This is a genomic window from Streptomyces sp. ITFR-16 (genome assembly GCF_031844705.1).
GTDB lineage: Bacteria > Actinomycetota > Actinomycetes > Streptomycetales > Streptomycetaceae > Streptomyces.
Genome location: NZ_CP134609.1, coordinates 6,783,321 through 6,800,696 on the forward strand (window position 1 = coordinate 6,783,321; position 17,376 = coordinate 6,800,696).

Annotated in this window: 14 protein-coding genes; 5 read left to right on the forward strand and 9 right to left on the reverse strand. The window is 71.1% G+C overall.

Annotation, left to right across the window (positions count from 1 at the left end):
• Positions 1-111 precede the first annotated feature (111 nt).
• The 5 genes from RLT58_RS30195 to RLT58_RS30215 all read left to right on the forward strand — a co-directional run bounded on the left by RLT58_RS30195 (position 112) and on the right by RLT58_RS30215 (position 6,549).
• Entirely contained in the window at positions 112-1,578 is a 1,467-nt protein-coding gene (locus RLT58_RS30195; RefSeq protein ID WP_311313520.1) for a GuaB1 family IMP dehydrogenase-related protein, read from the forward strand.
• Between the two features lie 194 nt (positions 1,579-1,772).
• Positions 1,773-3,230: an aldehyde dehydrogenase family protein gene (locus tag RLT58_RS30200; protein ID WP_311313521.1), complete on the forward strand. Its 1,458-nt coding sequence runs from the start codon at positions 1,773-1,775 to the stop codon at positions 3,228-3,230.
• A 148-nt stretch (positions 3,231-3,378) separates the two neighbouring features.
• Positions 3,379-3,834, forward strand: a complete 456-nt coding sequence (locus RLT58_RS30205; RefSeq protein WP_018103925.1) for an Lrp/AsnC family transcriptional regulator — start codon at positions 3,379-3,381, stop codon at positions 3,832-3,834.
• 160 nt (positions 3,835-3,994) lie between these two features.
• Positions 3,995-4,792, forward strand: a complete 798-nt coding sequence (locus tag RLT58_RS30210; RefSeq protein ID WP_311313522.1) for a carbon-nitrogen hydrolase family protein — start codon at positions 3,995-3,997, stop codon at positions 4,790-4,792.
• Between the two features lie 56 nt (positions 4,793-4,848).
• A complete protein-coding gene (locus tag RLT58_RS30215) occupies positions 4,849-6,549 on the forward strand; it encodes a flavin monoamine oxidase family protein (RefSeq protein WP_311313523.1) in 1,701 nt (566 codons plus the stop codon).
• A 6-nt stretch (positions 6,550-6,555) separates the two neighbouring features.
• Here the strand turns inward: RLT58_RS30215 and RLT58_RS30220 are convergent, their stop codons facing one another.
• The 9 genes from RLT58_RS30220 to RLT58_RS30260 form a co-directional block, all read right to left on the reverse strand.
• Positions 6,556-7,404: a fumarylacetoacetate hydrolase family protein gene (locus RLT58_RS30220; RefSeq protein ID WP_311313524.1), complete on the reverse strand. Its 849-nt coding sequence runs from the start codon at positions 7,402-7,404 to the stop codon at positions 6,556-6,558.
• Positions 7,405-7,443: 39 nt separating this feature from the next.
• The gene (locus tag RLT58_RS30225) at positions 7,444-8,469 is read right to left on the reverse strand and encodes a hydroxyacid dehydrogenase (RefSeq protein WP_311313525.1); all 1,026 of its coding nucleotides are present in this window, start codon (positions 8,467-8,469) and stop codon (positions 7,444-7,446) included.
• Complete coding sequence (locus RLT58_RS30230; RefSeq protein WP_311313526.1) at positions 8,453-9,508, reverse strand: dihydrodipicolinate synthase family protein; 1,056 nt, start codon at positions 9,506-9,508, stop codon at positions 8,453-8,455. Before RLT58_RS30230 ends, RLT58_RS30225 begins: the two co-directional genes overlap by 17 nt.
• An 8-nt stretch (positions 9,509-9,516) precedes the next feature.
• A complete protein-coding gene (locus RLT58_RS30235; RefSeq protein WP_311313527.1) occupies positions 9,517-10,545 on the reverse strand; it encodes an NAD-dependent epimerase/dehydratase family protein in 1,029 nt (342 codons plus the stop codon).
• Between the two features lie 6 nt (positions 10,546-10,551).
• Entirely contained in the window at positions 10,552-11,499 is a 948-nt protein-coding gene (locus RLT58_RS30240; RefSeq protein ID WP_311313528.1) for a carbohydrate ABC transporter permease, read from the reverse strand.
• A 2-nt stretch (positions 11,500-11,501) separates the two neighbouring features.
• Positions 11,502-12,407 carry a carbohydrate ABC transporter permease gene (locus tag RLT58_RS30245; protein ID WP_311313529.1) on the reverse strand — a complete coding sequence of 302 codons (906 nt, stop codon included), beginning with the start codon at positions 12,405-12,407 and terminating at the stop codon, positions 11,502-11,504.
• 81 nt (positions 12,408-12,488) lie between these two features.
• A complete protein-coding gene (locus RLT58_RS30250; RefSeq protein WP_311313530.1) occupies positions 12,489-13,745 on the reverse strand; it encodes an ABC transporter substrate-binding protein in 1,257 nt (418 codons plus the stop codon).
• Positions 13,746-13,792: 47 nt separating this feature from the next.
• Positions 13,793-15,049, reverse strand: coding sequence for a Gfo/Idh/MocA family protein (locus RLT58_RS30255; protein WP_311313531.1), 1,257 nt, complete (start codon positions 15,047-15,049; stop codon positions 13,793-13,795).
• A 41-nt stretch (positions 15,050-15,090) separates the two neighbouring features.
• Positions 15,091-17,241, reverse strand: a complete 2,151-nt coding sequence (locus RLT58_RS30260) for a putative phage tail protein (protein WP_311313532.1) — start codon at positions 17,239-17,241, stop codon at positions 15,091-15,093.
• Positions 17,242-17,376: the final 135 nt, after the last annotated feature.

Here is a 17,376-nt window from a genome sequence, read left to right on the forward strand (position 1 = left end):
CTTGCCCGGGACTCCCGAGCTTGTTCCCTGGAGGAACATACGAAGGCGGGAGTCATTTGCTGTGTCTTCGTGGAAACGACCTGCGCCATTTCGTATGAAAAAATGAGTGTTATGCGTTTTCTTGAGCCCGGCACCGGTCGATTCACAGAGTCCCCCTCGGTCCCCTACGACCTCACCTACGACGATGTCTTCATGGTCCCGGGCCGGTCGGCGGTCGGATCCCGCCAGGGCGTCGACCTGTCCTCGCCCGACGGCACCGGCACCACCATCCCGCTCGTCGTCGCGAACATGACGGCCATCGCGGGCCGCCGGATGGCCGAAACGGTCGCCCGGCGCGGCGGGCTCGTCGTCATTCCCCAGGACATCCCGATCGAGGTCGTCACCGAGGTCATCTCCTGGGTGAAGACGCGCCACCTGGTGCTGGACACCCCCATCGAGCTGTCCCCCGGCCAGACGGTCGCCGACGCGCTGTCCCTGCTGCCCAAGCGCGCGCACGGCGCCGGGGTCGTCGTCGACGGCGACCGGCGTCCCGTCGGCGTGGTCACCGACCACGACCTGACCGGGGTGGACCGCTTCACCCAGCTCTCCGAGGTCATGTCGAAGGACCTGGTGCTGCTCGACGCGGACATCGACCCGCGCGACGCCTTCAACAAGCTCGACGGGGCCAACCGCAAGCTCGCCCCCGCGGTGGACGCGCAGGGCCGTCTCGTCGGCATCCTCACCCGTAAGGCCGCACTGCGCGCCACGCTCTACACGCCCGCCACCGACGCCTCCGGCAAGCTGCGGATCGCCGCCGCCGTCGGCATCAACGGCGATGTGGCCGGCAAGGCCAAGCAGCTCCTCGACGCCGGCGCCGACACCCTGGTCGTCGACACCGCCCACGGCCACCAGGAGTCCATGATCAGCGCGGTCCGCGCGGTCCGCGCCCTGGACCCGCAGGTGCCGATCGTGGCGGGCAACATCGTCGCCGCCGACGGTGTGCGCGACCTCATCGAGGCCGGCGCGGACATCATCAAGGTCGGTGTGGGCCCCGGCGCCATGTGCACCACCCGGATGATGACCGGCGTGGGCCGGCCCCAGTTCTCCGCCGTGCTGGAGTGCGCCGCCGAGGCGAAGAAGTACGGCAAGCACGTCTGGGCCGACGGCGGGGTCCGCCACCCGCGCGACGTCGCCATGGCGCTCGCGGCCGGCGCGTCCAATGTGATGATCGGTTCCTGGTTCGCCGGGACGTACGAGTCCCCGGGCGACCTCCAGCAGTCCGCCGACGGACGCTTCTACAAGGAGTCCTTCGGCATGGCGTCCGCGCGCGCGGTGAAGAACCGCACGTCCGACGAGTCCGCCTACGACCGCGCCCGAAAGGCGCTGTTCGAGGAGGGCATCTCCACCTCGCGGATGTTCCTGGACCCGGCGCGGCCCGGTGTCGAGGACCTGGTCGACTCGATCATCGCGGGCGTCCGCTCCTCCTGCACCTACGCCGGTGCGGCCTCCCTCGCGGAGTTCGCCGAGAAGGCGGTCGTCGGTGTGCAGAGCGCCGCCGGATACGCCGAGGGCAAGCCGCTGCACGCCAGCTGGAGCTGAGTGCGGAGCACCGCTACCACCGTGCCCCTCCCGGCCGTTCGCGCCGGGAGGGGCACCGGCGTTCCTGGCCGCCGGGCCCCGTCGGCATGGCCGGATATGGCGCCCCGACAGGCCGGTGGATCGTACCGACTCCGGTGGAATATAAGTAATATGAATCCCCATCAGCTGCCCGCCACTCTGCGGTAAGGGATCTCATGTCCTTCTTCACCGACCTGGCCCATCAGTACATCGACGGAGAGTGGAGGCCGGGCAAGGGCTCCTGGGACATCATCGACTTCAACCCGTTCGACGGGGAGAAGCTCGCCTCCATCACGGTCGCCACGGCCGACGAGGTGGACCAGGCCTACCGCGCGGCCGAGAGCGCCCAGCCGGCGTGGGCCGACACCAACCCGTACGCCCGGCGGGCCGTGCTGGAGAAGGCCCTGCGGATCGTCGAGGACCGCGAGGGCGAGATCGGGGACGCGATCGTCGCCGAACTCGGCGGCACCCGGCTCAAGGCGGCCTTCGAACTGCACCTGGCCAAGGAGTTCCTGCGCGAGTCGATCCAGCTCGCGCTGCGGTCCACCGGGCAGATCCTGCCCTCGCCCACCGAGGGCAAGGAGAACCGGGTCTACCGGGTGCCCGTCGGCGTCGTCGGGGTCATCAGCCCCTTCAACTTCCCCTTCCTGCTGTCCCTGAAGTCGGTGGCCCCGGCCCTGGCGCTGGGCAACGCCGTCGTTCTCAAGCCGCACCAGAACACCCCGGTCTGCGGCGGCACGCTGGTGGCCAAGGTGTTCGAGGACGCCGGGCTGCCCGCCGGGCTGCTGAACGTCGTCGTCACCGACATCGCGGAGATCGGTGACGCGCTGCTGGAGCACCCCGTCCCGCAGGTCATCTCCTTCACCGGGTCCGACAAGGTCGGCCGGCACGTCGCGACCGTGTGCGCCACGAGCCTCAAGCGCTGCGTGCTCGAACTCGGCGGCAACAGCGCCCTCATCGTGCTCGACGACGCCGATGTCGACTACGCGGTCGACGCGGCGGTCTTCAGCCGTTACGTGCACCAGGGGCAGGTCTGCATGGCCGCCAACCGGATCCTGGTGGACCGGGCGGTGGAGCGGGAGTTCACCGAGAAGTTCGTCGCCAAGGTCGCCTCGCTGACCGTCGGCGACCCGGCCGACCCCGCCACCCAGATCGGCCCGCTGATCAACTCCAGCCAGGCCGAGGCGATCAGCTCCCTCGTCGACCAGACCGTGGAGGCCGGGGCCACCGCCCTGCTGCACGGGCGCGCCGAGGGCAACCTCGTCAGCCCCTCCGTGCTGACCGGTCTCGCCGCCGATTCCCCCGTGCTCCAGCAGGAGATCTTCGGACCCGTCGCGCTCCTCGTGCCGTTCGACGGCGAGGACGAGGCGGTCCGGATCGCCAACGACACCCCGTACGGCCTCAGCGGCGCCGTGCACACCGGGGACGTCGAGCGCGGCGTCCGGGTCGGCCGGCGCATCCGCACCGGCATGATCCACATCAACGACGGCACCGTCCATGACGAGCCGATCGTGCCCTTCGGCGGCGAGAAGAGCTCCGGGCTCGGCCGGCTCAACGGCGACTCGATGCTGGAGGCCTTCACCACCCAGAAGTGGATATCCGTGCAGCACGGGCGCTCGCGCTTCCCCTTCTGACCGGCCCGTCCGGCCCGGCACCACCTGCGGTGAGCGCGCCCCGAGGGGCGGGCCGTGGTCTACTTCCGAAGGCGGCATCCTGCCCTCGGAAGCAGCCGCGCCGCGCCCCTCGGGGCCCTCGCCATCGCAGAGAAGTGACCCGTACGACGTGCGACTGAACGACCTCGACGAACGCATCGTCCATGCCCTCGCCGAAGATGCCCGCCGCTCCTACGCCGACATCGGCTCGATCATCGGGCTGTCCGCCCCTGCGGTGAAGCGCAGGGTGGACCGGCTGCGCGCCGAAGGGGCGATCACCGGCTTCACCGTACGGGTGGACCCGGCCGCGCTCGGCTGGGAGACCGAGGGGTACATCGAGATCTACTGCAGCCGCAACACCTCCCCGGAGTCGATCAAGCAGGGGCTCGCCCGCTATCCGGAGGTCGCGTCGGCGTCCACGGTCACGGGCGACGCCGACGCCCTGGTCCAGGTGTTCGCGGCGGACATGCGCCACTTCGAGCAGGTGCTGGAGCGGATCGCCGGCGAGCCGTATGTGGAGCGGACGAAGTCCGTTCTGGTGCTGTCGCCGCTGCTGCGGCGGTATTCGTCGGGGTCGCCGGGATAGCGGGCCCTCCGGCGGGCGCCCGTGCAATGAATCGCCGCCCTTCGTCGATTCGGCGCAACGGATCAGCCGTCCATGCGCAACGGTCGAGGCTTGTCCGGGGGGAACGGCGGAACGTACCGTCGATACGTCCCCGCCCCGCCCGCATCCTCCGAGGTCAGCCATGCCGCCGTTGCGTACCGCCCTGCTCCAGAGCTCCGGGGTCCCGGGCTCCGTGGCCGGCAGTATCGAGGTGCTCGACGACGCCGCCCGCCGCGCTGCGGCCGACGGCGCCCGGCTGCTCGTCGCCCCCGAGATGTTCCTCACCGGGTACGCCATCGGCGACGACGTGCCCCGGCTCGCCGAGGCCGCCGACGGGCCCGGAGCACGCGCCGTCGCCGCCGTCGCCGTACGCCACGGGCTCGCCGTCCACTACGGCTATCCCGAACGCGACGGCGGCCTCCTGTACAACTCCGCGCAGCTCATCGGCCCCGACGGGACCGCGCTCGCCCACTACCGCAAGACCCACCTCTTCGGCGACTTCGAGCAGCACTGGTTCACCCCCGGTGACCTGCCGGTCGTCCAGGCCGAGCTGGACGGCCTCCGGATCGGGCTGCTGACCTGCTACGACGTCGAGTTCCCGGAGAACGTCCGGGCGCACGCCCTGGCCGGCACCGATCTGCTGCTGGTGCCGACCGCGCTGATGCACCCCTTCGACTTCGTCGCCGCCTCCGTCGTCCCGGTCCGCGCCTTCGAGAGCCAGCTCTACATCGCCTACGTCAACCGGGCCGGCACCGAGGGCGCGTTCGACTTCACCGGACTGAGCTGCCTGGCCGCACCCGACGGCACCGTCGGTGCCCGCGCGGGACGCGGGAGCGAACTCGTCACCGGCGACGTCGACCCCGCGCTCCTGACCGCGTCCCGGGCCGCCAACCCGTATCTGCGCGACCGCCGCCCCGGCCTGTACGGCTCCCTCGCCTGAACCGGCCCGCCCCGCTCACCCGCCCCGCCCGCCCTTTCGCAAGGAGTCCGTACCCCATGACGTCCACGGTGCCCCCCGCCGTCCAGCACACCGACGCGGCCCCGCCGATCACCATGTTCGGGCCGGACTTCCCGTACGCGTACGACGACTTCCTCGCGCACCCCGCGGGGCTCGGGCAGATACCGGCGACCGAGCACGGCAGCGAGGTCGCCGTCATCGGCGGCGGGCTCTCCGGCATCGTCACGGCGTACGAGCTGATGAAGATGGGGCTGCGGCCCGTCGTCTACGAGGCGGACCGCATCGGCGGCCGGCTGCGCACCGTCGAGTTCGACGGCCACGCCACGGACGGCGAGCCGCTCACCGCCGAGATGGGCGCGATGCGCTTCCCGCCCTCCTCGACCGCGCTCCAGCACTACATCGACCTGGTCGGCCTCGAGACGAAGCCGTTCCCCAACCCGCTCTCCCCGGCCACGCCCTCGACCGTCGTCGACCTCAAGGGCCAGTCGCACTACGCCACCAGCATCGACGACCTCCCGCAGGTCTACCGCGACGTGATGGACGCCTGGAACAGGTGTCTGGAGGACGGCGCCGACTTCTCCGACATGAACCGCGCGATGCGCGAGCGCGACGTGCCGAGGATCCGGGAGATCTGGGCCCGGCTCGTCGAGAAGCTCGACAACCAGACCTTCTACGGCTTCCTCTGCGACTCCGACGCCTTCAAGTCCTTCCGCCACCGCGAGATCTTCGGACAGGTCGGCTTCGGCACCGGCGGCTGGGACACCGACTTCCCCAACTCCATCCTGGAGATCCTGCGGGTCGTCTACACCGAGGCCGACGACCACCACCGCTCCATCGTCGGCGGCAGCCAGCAGCTCCCGCTGCGCCTGTGGGAGCGCGAGCCGGAGAAGATCGTCCACTGGCCGCTCGGCACCTCGCTGGCCTCGCTGCACGGCGGGCAGCCGCGCGGCGCCGTCACCCGGCTCCACCGCACAGCCGGCAACCGGATCACCGTCACCGACGCCTCCGGCGACATCCGCACCTTCCGGGCGGCCGTCTTCACCGGCCAGTCCTGGCTGCTGCTCTCCAAGATCGCCTGCGACGACGCGCTCTTCCCGATCGACCACTGGACGGCGATGGAGCGCACCCACTACATGGAGTCGTCCAAGCTGTTCGTGCCCGTCGACCGGCCGTTCTGGCTGGACAAGGACGAGACCACCGGCCGCGACACCATGTCGATGACGCTGACGGACCGGATGACCCGGGGCACGTACCTCCTGGACGACGGCCCGGACCGGCCGGCCAGCATCTGTCTCTCCTACACCTGGTGCGACGACAGCCTGAAGTGGCTGCCGCTCTCGGCGACCGAGCGCATGGACGTGATGCTGAAGTCGCTCGGCGAGATCTATCCGAACGTCGACATCCGCAAGCACATCACCGGTAACCCGGTGACGGTCTCCTGGGAGAACGAGCCCTGGTTCATGGGCGCGTTCAAGGCCAACCTGCCCGGTCACTACCGCTACCAGCGGCGGCTGTTCACCCACTTCATGCAGGACCGGCTGCCCGCCGACAAGCGGGGCCTCTTCCTGGCCGGCGACGACATCTCCTGGACCGCCGGCTGGGCCGAGGGAGCCGTGCAGACCGCGCTCAACGCCGTCTGGGGCGTGATGACCCAGTTCGGCGGCGCGACCGACGCGACCAACCCCGGCCCGGGGGACGTCTTCGACGAGATCGCCCCGGTCGAACTCCCGGAGGACTGACCGGCGTCACGCGGGCCGGCAGACGCTGCGCTGCCGGCCCAGACCGGAGATCCCGACCTCCATCACATCGCCCGCGCCCAGATACGGGAAGCGGCCGGACAGCGCCACGCCCTCGGGCGTACCGGTGTTGATGACATCGCCCGGCTCCAGCACCAGGTACTGCGAGAGATGGTGCACCAGATGCGCCACACCGAAGACCATGTCCGCGGTGGAGGAGTTCTGGCGCGGCTCGCCGTTGACGGAGCTGCGCAGCCGCAGCTGCTGCGGGTCGGCCACCTCGTCGGCCGTCACCAGCACCGGGCCGAGCGGGTTGAACGTCGCGCAGCTCTTGCCCTTGGACCACTGGCCGCCCGACTCCTCCAGCTGGAAGGCCCGTTCGGAGACGTCGTTGCTGACCGCGTAGCCCGCGACATGGGCCGCCGCGTCGGCCGGCGAGTCCAGGTAGGAGGCCCGGCGGCCGATCACCACGGCCAGCTCCACTTCCCAGTCGGTCTTCTTCGAGCCGCGCGGGATGAGCACGTCGTCGTACGGTCCGACGACCGTGTTCGGCGACTTGTAGAAAAGGATCGGCTGCTCGGGCGGCGCGGAGCCGGACTCGGCGGCGTGCGCCGCGTAGTTCTGCCCGATGCACAGCAGCACGGAGGGCCGGGCGACCGGCGCGCCGATCCGCCGGCCGGTGATGTCTGCCTCCGGGAGCCGGGACAGCGGGGGGACCAGCCCCGGGTCGTCGGCCAGCGCGGCGAGGAACGCGCCGTCGATGTCGTCGGTGACGCCGGACAGGTCGTGGTGGCGGCCTTCGGGGGAGACGGCGACCGGGCGCTCGTGGCCCGGTTCACCGATGCGCATGAGTCGCATGGCGGAAGGATCTCCTGAGGGGTACGTACGGGGAGGGGGTCAGCGCAGCCGGACGAGGGCGTCGACGGTGACCGCGTGGACGGGCGGGCGCCCGGCGAGCAGCCGCAGCACCTCGTTGACGGCGCTGGTGCCCAGCCGCTGCCGGCACTCGACGCTGCCCGCCGCCTGGTGCGGGGTGAGCAGGACGTTCGGCAGTGCGCGGAAGGGATGGCCGGCGGGCAGCGGCTCGGCGTCGAACACGTCGATCGCCGCGTCCAGCCGGCCCATGGACAGTTCGGCCAGGAGCGCGTCCTCGTCGACCAGCCAGGACCGGGCGGTGTTCACCAGGCCCGCCCCGTCCGGCATCAGCGCCAGCTGGGCGGCGCCGATCATGTGGTGCGTCTCCTCGGTGACCGGGGCGTGCACGGCCACGATCCGGCTGCGCGAGAGCAGCGTCTCCAGCGGTACGGGCGTGACGCCCAGCGCCTCGGCGTCCGCGCCGGAGAGGTACGGGTCGGTGACGCTGACCCGGGCCCCCATCGCCCGCACCATCCGGATGTAGGCGCGTCCGGTGCGGGAGGCGCCGAGCACCCCGATCTCGCTGCCGTGGATCTCGTGGCGCGGCGGGGCCTCGCTCGCCGCCGCCCACTCCAGCCCGCCGCGCAGGGCGTGGTCGAAGCGCTGAATGCGGTGGAGCAGCGAGAGGGTGAAGGCGAGCGCCACCTCGGCGACCGGGCGGGCCATCTCGTCGCCCGCCTGGGTGACGAGGATGCCGCGCCGGAACACGTCCTCGGTGACATAGGGGGCGACCGCCGAGCCGGTGTGCGCGACCAGCTCCAGCCGGTCGGCGTGGGCCAGGAGCGCGGCGTCCACCTTCGGCGCCCGCCAGGACAGGATGAGCGCGCGGGCGCCGGGCAGGGCCGCCGCGAGCGCCGCCCGGTCGCCGTGGTCGTCGAGGACGGTGAGTTCGGCCGCCCGCTCCAGCTCCCGCCACACCTCGGCGGTGAAGAACTGGGCGCGCAGATGCGGGGGTACGGCGACGACCACTCGTGCGGAGCGGTCGGCGGGGTCAGGAGAGCCAGGCATCGAGGTGCTCCGCAACGAAGGCGTCATCGGTCAGCCAAGGGTAGGCCGCGGCCACCCGGGTGATCTCGTCGGCCTGTCCGGGCGAGAGCGTCTCGGCCGGGTCCAGGCAGCGGATGTTCGCCAACAGGCCCTGGCGGCGCAGCACTTCGTGCACCCCGGCGATACAGCCCCGGAAGGCGCCCCGCACGTCGAAGACCGCGCTGTTGGCGTCGGTGAGTTCGGGCCGGCGGGCCAGGCAGCGGACCATCGCCGCGTGGTCCCCGGCGCGGGCCCGGCGGATGTCGTCGAGCAGGGCCACGGCGGACCCCGTCCACACCGCCCACTGGCCGAGCAGCCCGCCGGCGAACCAGCGCGGGGTGCCGGCCGCCGTCTCGTACGGGGTGAGCAGATCGCCGATGATGTCGTCGTCGTTGCCGGTGTAGAGGGCGACCTCGCCGGCCCGGTCGGCGGCGGCCACCGCCCGTACGACATCGGCCGTGCGGTAGCGGTCGAAGGGGGCGATCTTCACGGCGACGGTGTGCGGCAGGTCGGTGAACGCCGACCAGAAGGCGGGCGACAAGTACCGTCCGCCGACGGCCTCCTGGAGGTAGAAGCCGATCACCGGAAGCACCTCGCCGACCGCCCGGGCCCGGTCCAGCAGGCCCTTCTCGTCGGCGCCGGGCACGGCCGGGCTGAGCAGCACCGCGTCGTAGCCGAGCGCGGCGGCGGTCTCGGCCTCCGCGACGGCCTGGGCGGTGTAGCCGCAGGCACCGGCGACCTTCACGAACGGGCGGCCGGCCTCGGCGTCGATCGTCTCGGCGGCCAGTTCCAGCACGGGCCGGAACAGGCCCACCTCGCGCTCGCGGATCTCGAACTGGGTGGTGTGCACGGCGACGGCCGCACCGCCCGCGCCGGAGGCGAGGTAGTAGCGGGTCAGGGCGCGCTGGCGGCGTTCGTCGAACGTGCCGTCCGCGTGCAGCGCGAGCGGATGGGCGGGGATCGCCGCACCGTGGGCGAGGAGTTCCAGCGCGGGAGCGGCCGGGCGGGGGGAGGCGGACATGGAGTGGATCAGAACCTTCCGTCGCGTACCTGGAACTTGGTGGGCTTGCCGGACAGCGGCAGACCGCGGCGCAGCCAGTCGGCCTGCCAGGTGACGAGGGTGCGCAGCGCGACGTCCGGGTAGCCGAACAGGGCGTGGCAGCGGCTCGCGTCGGAGAGCAGCGCGGTGGGCGCCTCGGTGCCGGCCAGGACCGGCTCCTTGCCGAACTCCTCGCCGAACCACTGCGCGAGGCGGCGCACCGACGCGGTCTCCGGGCCGGTGAGATTGAGGGTGAAGGGTTCGCCACCGGTGGCGTGCCCCAGCGCGCGCAGGGCGACCTCGTTGGCGTACCCCTGCCAGACCACGTTGGCGTGACCGGTCGTCACATCGACGGGCTCGCCGGCCCGCACGCGGTGGGCGATGTCCGCGAGGACGCCGTAGCGCAGGTCGACCGCGTAGTTGAGGCGGACGTTGGCGACCCTGGTGCCCCGGGTCAGCGCCGCGTGGCCGAAGATCCGCTCCCGGCCCAGGCACGACATGGCGTACTCGCCGACCGGCCCGACCGGGTCGCTCTCGGTGCAGCCGCCCGACGAGACGGGCACCAGTGGATAGACGTTGCCGGTGGAGAACGCGGCGATCCGCGCGGCCGGCCAGCGCCGGACCACCCGGTCGGGCATCGCGGCGTTCACCGCCCAGGCGTGTGAAGGCGCGCCTGCGGAGCCGAACTTGGCGCCGACCATGAAGACGATGTTCCCGGCGTCGGGCAGCGCGGACAGATCGGCGTCCGGGTCCATCAGGTCGAAGGAGAGGGTACGGATCCCGGCCGCCTCCAGCTCCCCGGCGGCCGCCTTGTCGGACCAGCGGGAGACCGCGTGGACGGTGACGTCCGTGCGGCCGGCGGCGTCCAGGGCGCGGCGGGCCAGCCGGCAGAGGCTGGGCCCCATCTTGCCGCCCGCGCCGAGCACCAGCAGATCGCCCTCGATCCGGCCGAGGTCCGCGACGAGCGCGGGGGAGGGGGTGGCGAGCCGCTCTTCGAGTGCGGCCTCATCGGTGAACATGTGTGACTATCCCTTGATTCCGGACGCGGTGACGCCCTCGGTGAAGTAGCGCTGGCCCACCATGTACGCGGCGAAGATGGGCACGAACGCGATGACGGAGCCGGAGAGCACCACGTTGAGCGGCACGTTCTGCTGCTGGAGCGAGGCGATGCCGACGGTGAGGGTGCGCATGTCGGTGGACTGGCCGATGACCAGCGGCCACAGGAAGTCGTTCCAGTGCCAGAGGAAGACGAAGACGCCGAGAGTGGCGAGGATGGGCTTCAGCAGCGGCAGCACGATCCGGTAGAAGATCTGCCACTCGTTGCAGCCGTCGAGCCGGGCCGCCTCGAACAGCTCGTCCGGCAGCCCCTGGATGAACTGCCGCATCAGGAACACCGCCTGGGCGTTGGCCAGGGTCGGCACGATCAGTCCCCAGTAGGTGTCGACCCCGCCCAGCTTCGCGATCATCGCGAACGTCGGGATCATCGTGACGTGGTACGGCACCATCACCATCGACAGGAACGACCAGAACATCGTCTCCCGGCCAGGGAACCGCTTCTTGGCGAAGGCGTACCCGGCGAGGGAGGCCAGCAGCAGCACACCGACGACCGAGACGACCGAGTAGACCAGTGTGTTGAGCAGCCAGCGCGGCACGTCCTGGGCGCCCATGACGGTGTCGTACGCCTCGCCGGTCAGCGGCCACGGCAGCAGACTGCCGGGGAAGTCGACGGCCGCCGACGGTTTCAGGGACAGCACGACCATCGCGTAGAACGGGAAGACCGTCACGAGCGCGGCGACCGTCAGCAGGACTCCGCGCGTGACGCGGCCGGTCCGGGTGGGGCGCATGCCGTACGGGACGGTGTCCTGCTCGGCGCGCTTGCGCAGCCTGCGTTCCGCCCGGCGCGCGGCCCGGCCGCCGGCCGCCGGCGTCCTGTCCACGGGCGGGGCCTTCGTCTCCTGCGGTACCGCTGTCATGGTCACTGGTCCTTCCCGATCACGAGCCGCTGGATCACCGCGACCACCACGGTCAGCACAAAGAGCGCGACACCGATGGCGGCGGCGTAACCCAGGTCGAAGTACTTGAAGCCCGCGTCGTAGAGCTGGAAGACGAGCGTGTAGCTGGCGTTGGCGGGCCCGCCGCCGGTCATCGTGTACACCGCGTCGAACACCTGGAACGAGGCCGTCGTCTCGATCACCGCGAGGAAGAACAGAGCGGGCTTCAGCTGCGGCAGCACGATGTACCGGAACCGCTGCCAGGGCCCCGCCCCGTCGGTGAGGGCGGCCTCCTCCAGTTCCCGGGGGATGTCCTGCATCCGGGCGAGCAGGATGAGCATTCCGTAGCCGAACCGGGACCAGACGCCGACGAGCGCGAGTGCGGGCAGCACCAGCACGTCGTCGGTGAGCCAGGAGCCCTCGGACATCCCGAACCAGCCCATCAGCGTGGACCACGGGCCGCCCGTCGAGAAGATCCACACGAAGACCGTGGCGGCCAGCACCAGCGAGGTGACGACGGGCAGGAAGAACACCGAGCGGAAGAACCTGGCGCCGCGGAACGCGCGCCGGGTGATCAGCGCCAGTGACACCGACGCGACGAGCGTGCCCGGCACGGCGAGCACGGTGTAGAGGACGGTGACCTTCAGCGCCTGCCAGAACAGCGGATCGGCCCACAGGCGGGTGAAGTTGTCGAGCCCGACGAAGCTGCCGCCGCCGGTGAGGGAGTAGTCGGTGAAGCTCATCAGCACACCGGCGACACCCGGGCCGAACCGGAAGGCCAGGAAGAGCAGGAAGCACGGGAGGACGAAGAGCAGGCCGATCCGGGCCTCGCGGCGCGCCTGCGGCCCGCTGCGACGGCCCCGGCGGGTGGGTTCCGCGACGACTGCCACGGGGATCTCCTTGCGGTACGGGGGATGGCGGGGGTCCGGGGAGTGGGGTGGCGGGGCCGGAGGCCGGCCCGCGACCGCGGGTCAGCGGCCGAGCACCGCCTGCGCGGCCTTCTGCGCCGCGTCCAGCGCGTCCTTCGGGCTCTTCTTGCCGAGCAGCGCCGCCTGGATCTCGGGCGCGAGGACGCCCTGGACCTCACGGGCCTTGTCCTGGAGCGGGCCCACGTCCATGCTCGGCAGCGTGGCGCCGACCGCCGTCTGGAGCGCGTCGTCCGGGTAGAGGTCACCGCCGGAGGTGCGGGCCGGGAAGTAGCCGGCGGCCTTCTGGAGTCCGGCGGCGTTCTTGGACTCGGCGACGAAGTTCAGCCAGTCGCCGGTGTTCTTCCTGTCGGCGCCCTTCAGCATCGACAGGGCGCCCACGGTGCCGTAGCCCACCGACGCCGTGTCCTTCAGGGGCGGCCGGACGACGATGTTCTCCTTGCCCCAGAAGGGCTCGACGTCCGCCGGTGTGTTCTGCCAGGTGCAGGCCACCTTCCCCTTGGCGGTCGGCGTCTGCTCCAGCTTGGGCGTGGTGGTGACCAGGTCCTTGTCCGTGTAGCCGCCGTCGACGAGCTTCTTGAGGTACGTCAGCGCCTTGACGCCGGCCGCGTCGTTGAAGGTGACGTTCTTGCCGTCCTCGGAGAAGACGTCGCCGCCGGCCTGCCACAGCAGCGGGTAGAAGGTCATGTTCAGGGTCTGCTGGGTGTCACCGCTGTAGCTGGTGGCGTAGTAGCCCTTCGCCTTCAGCCTGGGGGCCAGCGCCTCCAGGTCCGCCCAACTGGTCGGGTAGTTCTTCTCGCCGATCGCGGTGAACACGCGCTTGTCGCAGATCAGCGGGTTGGCGCTGGTCAGGACCGGGGTGGCGAGTGCCTTGCCGTCGACCGTGACGGACTTCAGCGCGAAGTCCGTGTAGTCGGATCTGGCGGAGGCCGGCATGTAGTCGTCGGCCGGGACGATGCTCCTGGCGTACTTCGGCAGCTGGTCCGGGATCAGATAGACCGCGTCGGGGCCCTTGCCCGCGGCGATGGCGGTGGCCAGAGCGGTGTCGCGGTTGGCCCACGGGAAGGTCTCCACCTTCACCGTGACGCCCGCGTGCTCCTTCTCGAACGCCTTGACCAGGCCGTCCCAGTACGCCTTGTTCCTGGCCTCGTCGAAGATGATCGGGTAGGTCCACATGGTGACGGTGTCGCCGTCGCCGCCGCTGCCGGAACAGCCCGCCAGCACACCGGCCGCGAGCGCGGTGGCGAGGACGGGCGCGGCCAGCGCGCGGACTCTGGAACGACGGGGGAGAAGACGGGACATGAGACGGTCCTCCGAGGACGTGAGGGCGGGGCGGGAGGTCGGGGAAGTCATGAGACCGGGACCGTCTGGACGGTGCCGGTGTGCCGGGCGCGTTCGGCGGCGAACGCCGCGAGATGGCTGCCGAGCGAGGTGGCGGGGCCGGAGCGGACTGCTCCGGCGTCACCGGTGGCGAGGGCGGTGACGAACGCCTCGACGAGCGCGGCGTCCCCGCCGCCGTGCCCGTCGGCCGCGTTCGACCCGGACGCGCCGAGTGTGCGGACGGTGGACCCGCCGGTCCTGAAGTCCTGCACGGTGACCTGCTCGCCGTCGCCGACGAGCCAGCCGTGCGAGCCGAAGATCCGGGTCTGCCGGTGGGTCTGCTCGGTGAACGCCACCATCTGGAAGGTCGCGGTCACCCCGCCCGACAACCGCATCGCGAGGACCTGGTGGTCCACCACGTCGTTGTCGCTCCGGTAGACACAGACCCCGTACGGGCCCTCGCGCAGCGCCCGCACGAGACCGGCCTCGTCGGTCGCCTCGGTGACATGGGTGACCGGCCAGACCGCGCCCTTCTCGCGCAGCGTCGGCACGTACAGCTTCAGCGCGCTGTACGGGCAGCCGTGCTCGACCGCGCAGTCCAGGCAGCGGCCGGCGGAACCCTCCGGCGCGTTCTCCGGCGTGAAGTGCTTCAGGCCGCCGAAACCGGTGACCTGCTCGATCCGGCCGCCCATGACATAGGTGATCCAGTCCAGGTCGTGGCAGGACTTGGCGAGCAGCATCGGGGACGAGTCCTTCTCGCTGCGCCACGGCCCGCGTACGTAGCTGTGGGCGTAGTGCCACCAGCCGACCGGCTCCAGATGGTCGAGGGAGACCAGCTGTCCGAGCACGCCCGAGTCCACGACCTCCTTCACCAGGTCGGTGTACGGGGTGTACCGCATGACGTGGCACACCGCGAACAGCACCCCGGCCCGCTCCACCCCCTCGACGATCCGGCGGGTCTCCTCCTCCGTCGGGGCGAGGGGCTTCTCGGCGAGGATCGCGTAACCGGCCTCGGCCAGCGCCAGCACCGGCTCCACGTGGAAGCGGTCCTGGGTGGCGACGATCACCGCGTCCGCGATGCGGTGATCGACGAGCGGCCGCCAGTCGTCGAACTCGACGGGCGCGCCCGCTGCGGCCCGCGCGGCGGGGCGGGGATCGGCGACGGCGACGAGTTCGGCGCGCTCGGGGTGCGCCTTGATCCACTCGGTGTACGTCAGACCGCGGTTGCCGGCGCCGACGAGGGCGACCCGGACGGGCCGGCCGGTGATCGGGGTATGCGTGGACACGGGAATCCCTGGTGCTCGGTGGTGCTGGACGGGCGGGATGGTCAGAAGCGCAGCGTGGCCGCGGTGTGGGCGACGCGGTCGCCCTCGTCCGGCACGGCGGTGCGCTCGGTGCCGTCCTCGACGCAGCCGGTGTGCAGCAGATGGCCGCTGTCGCCGAACGCCGAGGGCCGCAGTTCGAGCCGGCCGCCGGTGAAGGTGGAGCCGGTGGCCCGGTAGCGGTTGGTGCCCTCGGTGAGCAGCACATGTGCGGTGCCGTCGGGCGCGGTCGAGTCGAGGCCGCTGAGCTGCCAGTCGACGGTGCGTCCGGCGCCGGTACGGGCGAGCAGGGCGCCGTCCTTGTTGGTGCCGGACAGCCGGGTGCCGTCGACGCGCAGCCGCTGGTCCTTGGCCGAGGTCAGCTTCAGCCCCGTGTCGCGGAGTTCGCCGCCGAGCACGGTGATGTCGGCGTGGGCGAGCGAGACGGGGGCGGCGTCCTTGGATCCGGTCAGGGTGCACTGGTCCAGGACGAGCGGCCCGGTGCCGTTGAACACCGCGGCGTCGACGCCCTTCAGGGTGGTGCGCCGGAGGGTGAGCGGGGCGGTGACACCGGCCTGGGTGATCTCGGCGCCCGCCGCGAAGGCGAACGAGGAGTCGGCGATGACGTCGGGCCGGGCGGAGAGGTCCGAGGCCCGGGAGACGATCAGGGGCCCCGTCGCCGTACAGCCGCGCATCTGCACCCCGTCGGCGTTGACCCAGAGCATTCCGGAGCCCTCCAGCGACTTCTTGCCGACGACCAGGACGTCCTCCAGGGTCAGATCGGTGATCTTGACCCGGGCGACGAACCAGGAGCAGGCGTGGCGGCGCACGGTGATCCGCTTGGCCCTGCCGCCCCAGGCCGCACCGGAGTTGGCGAAGGTCATCAGGCCGGAGTTGCCGGTGTAGACGAGGTCGTGCTCGAACTGGCCGTGCGTGACGAACGGGCCCTCGTCGTCACCGTCTCCGTGGCAGTTGGTGACATAGCAGTAGGCGGAAGCCGTGAAGTCGTTGAGATGGCGGGCGTTGGAGGTGTGACAGTCCTCCACGTGCCCGTACAGGCAGTAGATCTGCTGGGTGAGATAGCCCGCGCCGCCGTAGGTCACCGACTTCGGGTTGGTGAGCGAGCACTGCTCGGTGCGGTAGTAGGTGCACCAGCGGCGCATCACCACCGGCCAGAAGGTGCCGACGGCCTCGATGCCGGAGACGTCGCAGCGCACCGCGTACTCGTAGGCGACCGGGTGCGAGCCGGTCATCTCGTCCTCGCCCCAGCCCTCGAAGACCATGTTGCGGACGTGGGCGCGCTCGACGGGCTCGACCCGGGTCCAGGTCAGGGTGCGGCCGGCCGCGAGGTCCCAGCCGATCTGGTAGTTGACCCGGATGTGCGTCGCGTCGACGACGTCGGTGACCTGGACGAGGCGCTGGATCTCCTTCTCGTACGTCCCCGACAGGGCGTTGATCTCCACCGCCCACCACTGGCCGACGGCGAACTTCGAGGAGTCACCGACCTCGAAGAGGTCGGACAGGTCCGGCATCGCCGCGCTCAGGGTGTGTTTGACGGTGGTGTCGGTGGGGGTGCCGCGGAAGGAGAGGAGGGCGCCGAAGGGGTTGTCGTGGGTGTTTTTCTCGATGCCGGTGGTGTGGATGTGGTGGCCGCCGAAGTCGAGTTCGATGGTGGAGCGGTTGAAGAGGTGGCGTTGGGTGAACAGGAGGTCGGTGTGGGCCTCGATGCGGTGGACGGTGGGGTCGTTGACGAGGGTCTGGAGGGCGGTGTCGGCGGGGGTGTCGGCGTTGAAGTGGCCGAAGGTGCGGAAGTCGATGGTTCCGGTGTGGAGTTGGTGCCAGCGTCCGGTTTTCGGTGTGTGGGTGGGGGCGATGACGGTGCCGCCGTTGTGCGGGGCGGTGGATTTCTTGTTCCAGCGCAGGGCCATGCCGCCGCCGTCGCCGGGGGTGTGGTAGCCGGCGAGGAGGATGTGGGTGCCGTCGGTCAGGGGGGTGGTGTTGAGGGCGCGCAGGGCGGTGACGGTGTCCAGGTGCAGGACGTCACGGGTGTGGGTGGGTGCGGCCTGGGCCGGGGTGGTGGCCGCGGCCGTGCCGGCCATGACCAGACCGGCCAGACCCGAAGCCCGCAGCAGATTCCGGCGGGAGGACGCGGCGATGGGGTGGTGCGGAACGCTCATGCGGACTTCGCCTTCCGAGAAGTGCGACGAGTGAGGGAGCGTTCCTGCGGTGGACTGCCGAGTGGCGGATGGCTGAAAAGGGTCCGGTCGTCGGATGTTCACGGCGTGATGGGCAGGCGCCGGAAGCGGACCGGA

Bases quoted from the DNA above. Each gene is read 5' to 3' on its own strand.
- RLT58_RS30200 (WP_311313521.1), top strand. From the start codon at position 1,773: ATGTCCTTCTTCACCGACCTGGCCCATCAGTACATCGACGGAGAGTGG.
- RLT58_RS30260 (WP_311313532.1), bottom strand. From the start codon at position 17,241: ATGAGCGTTCCGCACCACCCCATCGCCGCGTCCTCCCGCCGGAATCTG.
- RLT58_RS30230 (WP_311313526.1), bottom strand. From the start codon at position 9,508: ATGTCCGCCTCCCCCCGCCCGGCCGCTCCCGCGCTGGAACTCCTCGCC.
- RLT58_RS30225 (WP_311313525.1), bottom strand. From the start codon at position 8,469: ATGCCTGGCTCTCCTGACCCCGCCGACCGCTCCGCACGAGTGGTCGTC.
- RLT58_RS30240 (WP_311313528.1), bottom strand. From the start codon at position 11,499: ATGACAGCGGTACCGCAGGAGACGAAGGCCCCGCCCGTGGACAGGACG.
- RLT58_RS30220 (WP_311313524.1), bottom strand. From the start codon at position 7,404: ATGCGACTCATGCGCATCGGTGAACCGGGCCACGAGCGCCCGGTCGCC.
- RLT58_RS30210 (WP_311313522.1), top strand. From the start codon at position 3,995: ATGCCGCCGTTGCGTACCGCCCTGCTCCAGAGCTCCGGGGTCCCGGGC.
- RLT58_RS30250 (WP_311313530.1), bottom strand. From the start codon at position 13,745: ATGTCCCGTCTTCTCCCCCGTCGTTCCAGAGTCCGCGCGCTGGCCGCG.
- RLT58_RS30195 (WP_311313520.1), top strand. From the start codon at position 112: ATGCGTTTTCTTGAGCCCGGCACCGGTCGATTCACAGAGTCCCCCTCG.
- RLT58_RS30235 (WP_311313527.1), bottom strand. From the start codon at position 10,545: ATGTTCACCGATGAGGCCGCACTCGAAGAGCGGCTCGCCACCCCCTCC.
- RLT58_RS30215 (WP_311313523.1), top strand. From the start codon at position 4,849: ATGACGTCCACGGTGCCCCCCGCCGTCCAGCACACCGACGCGGCCCCG.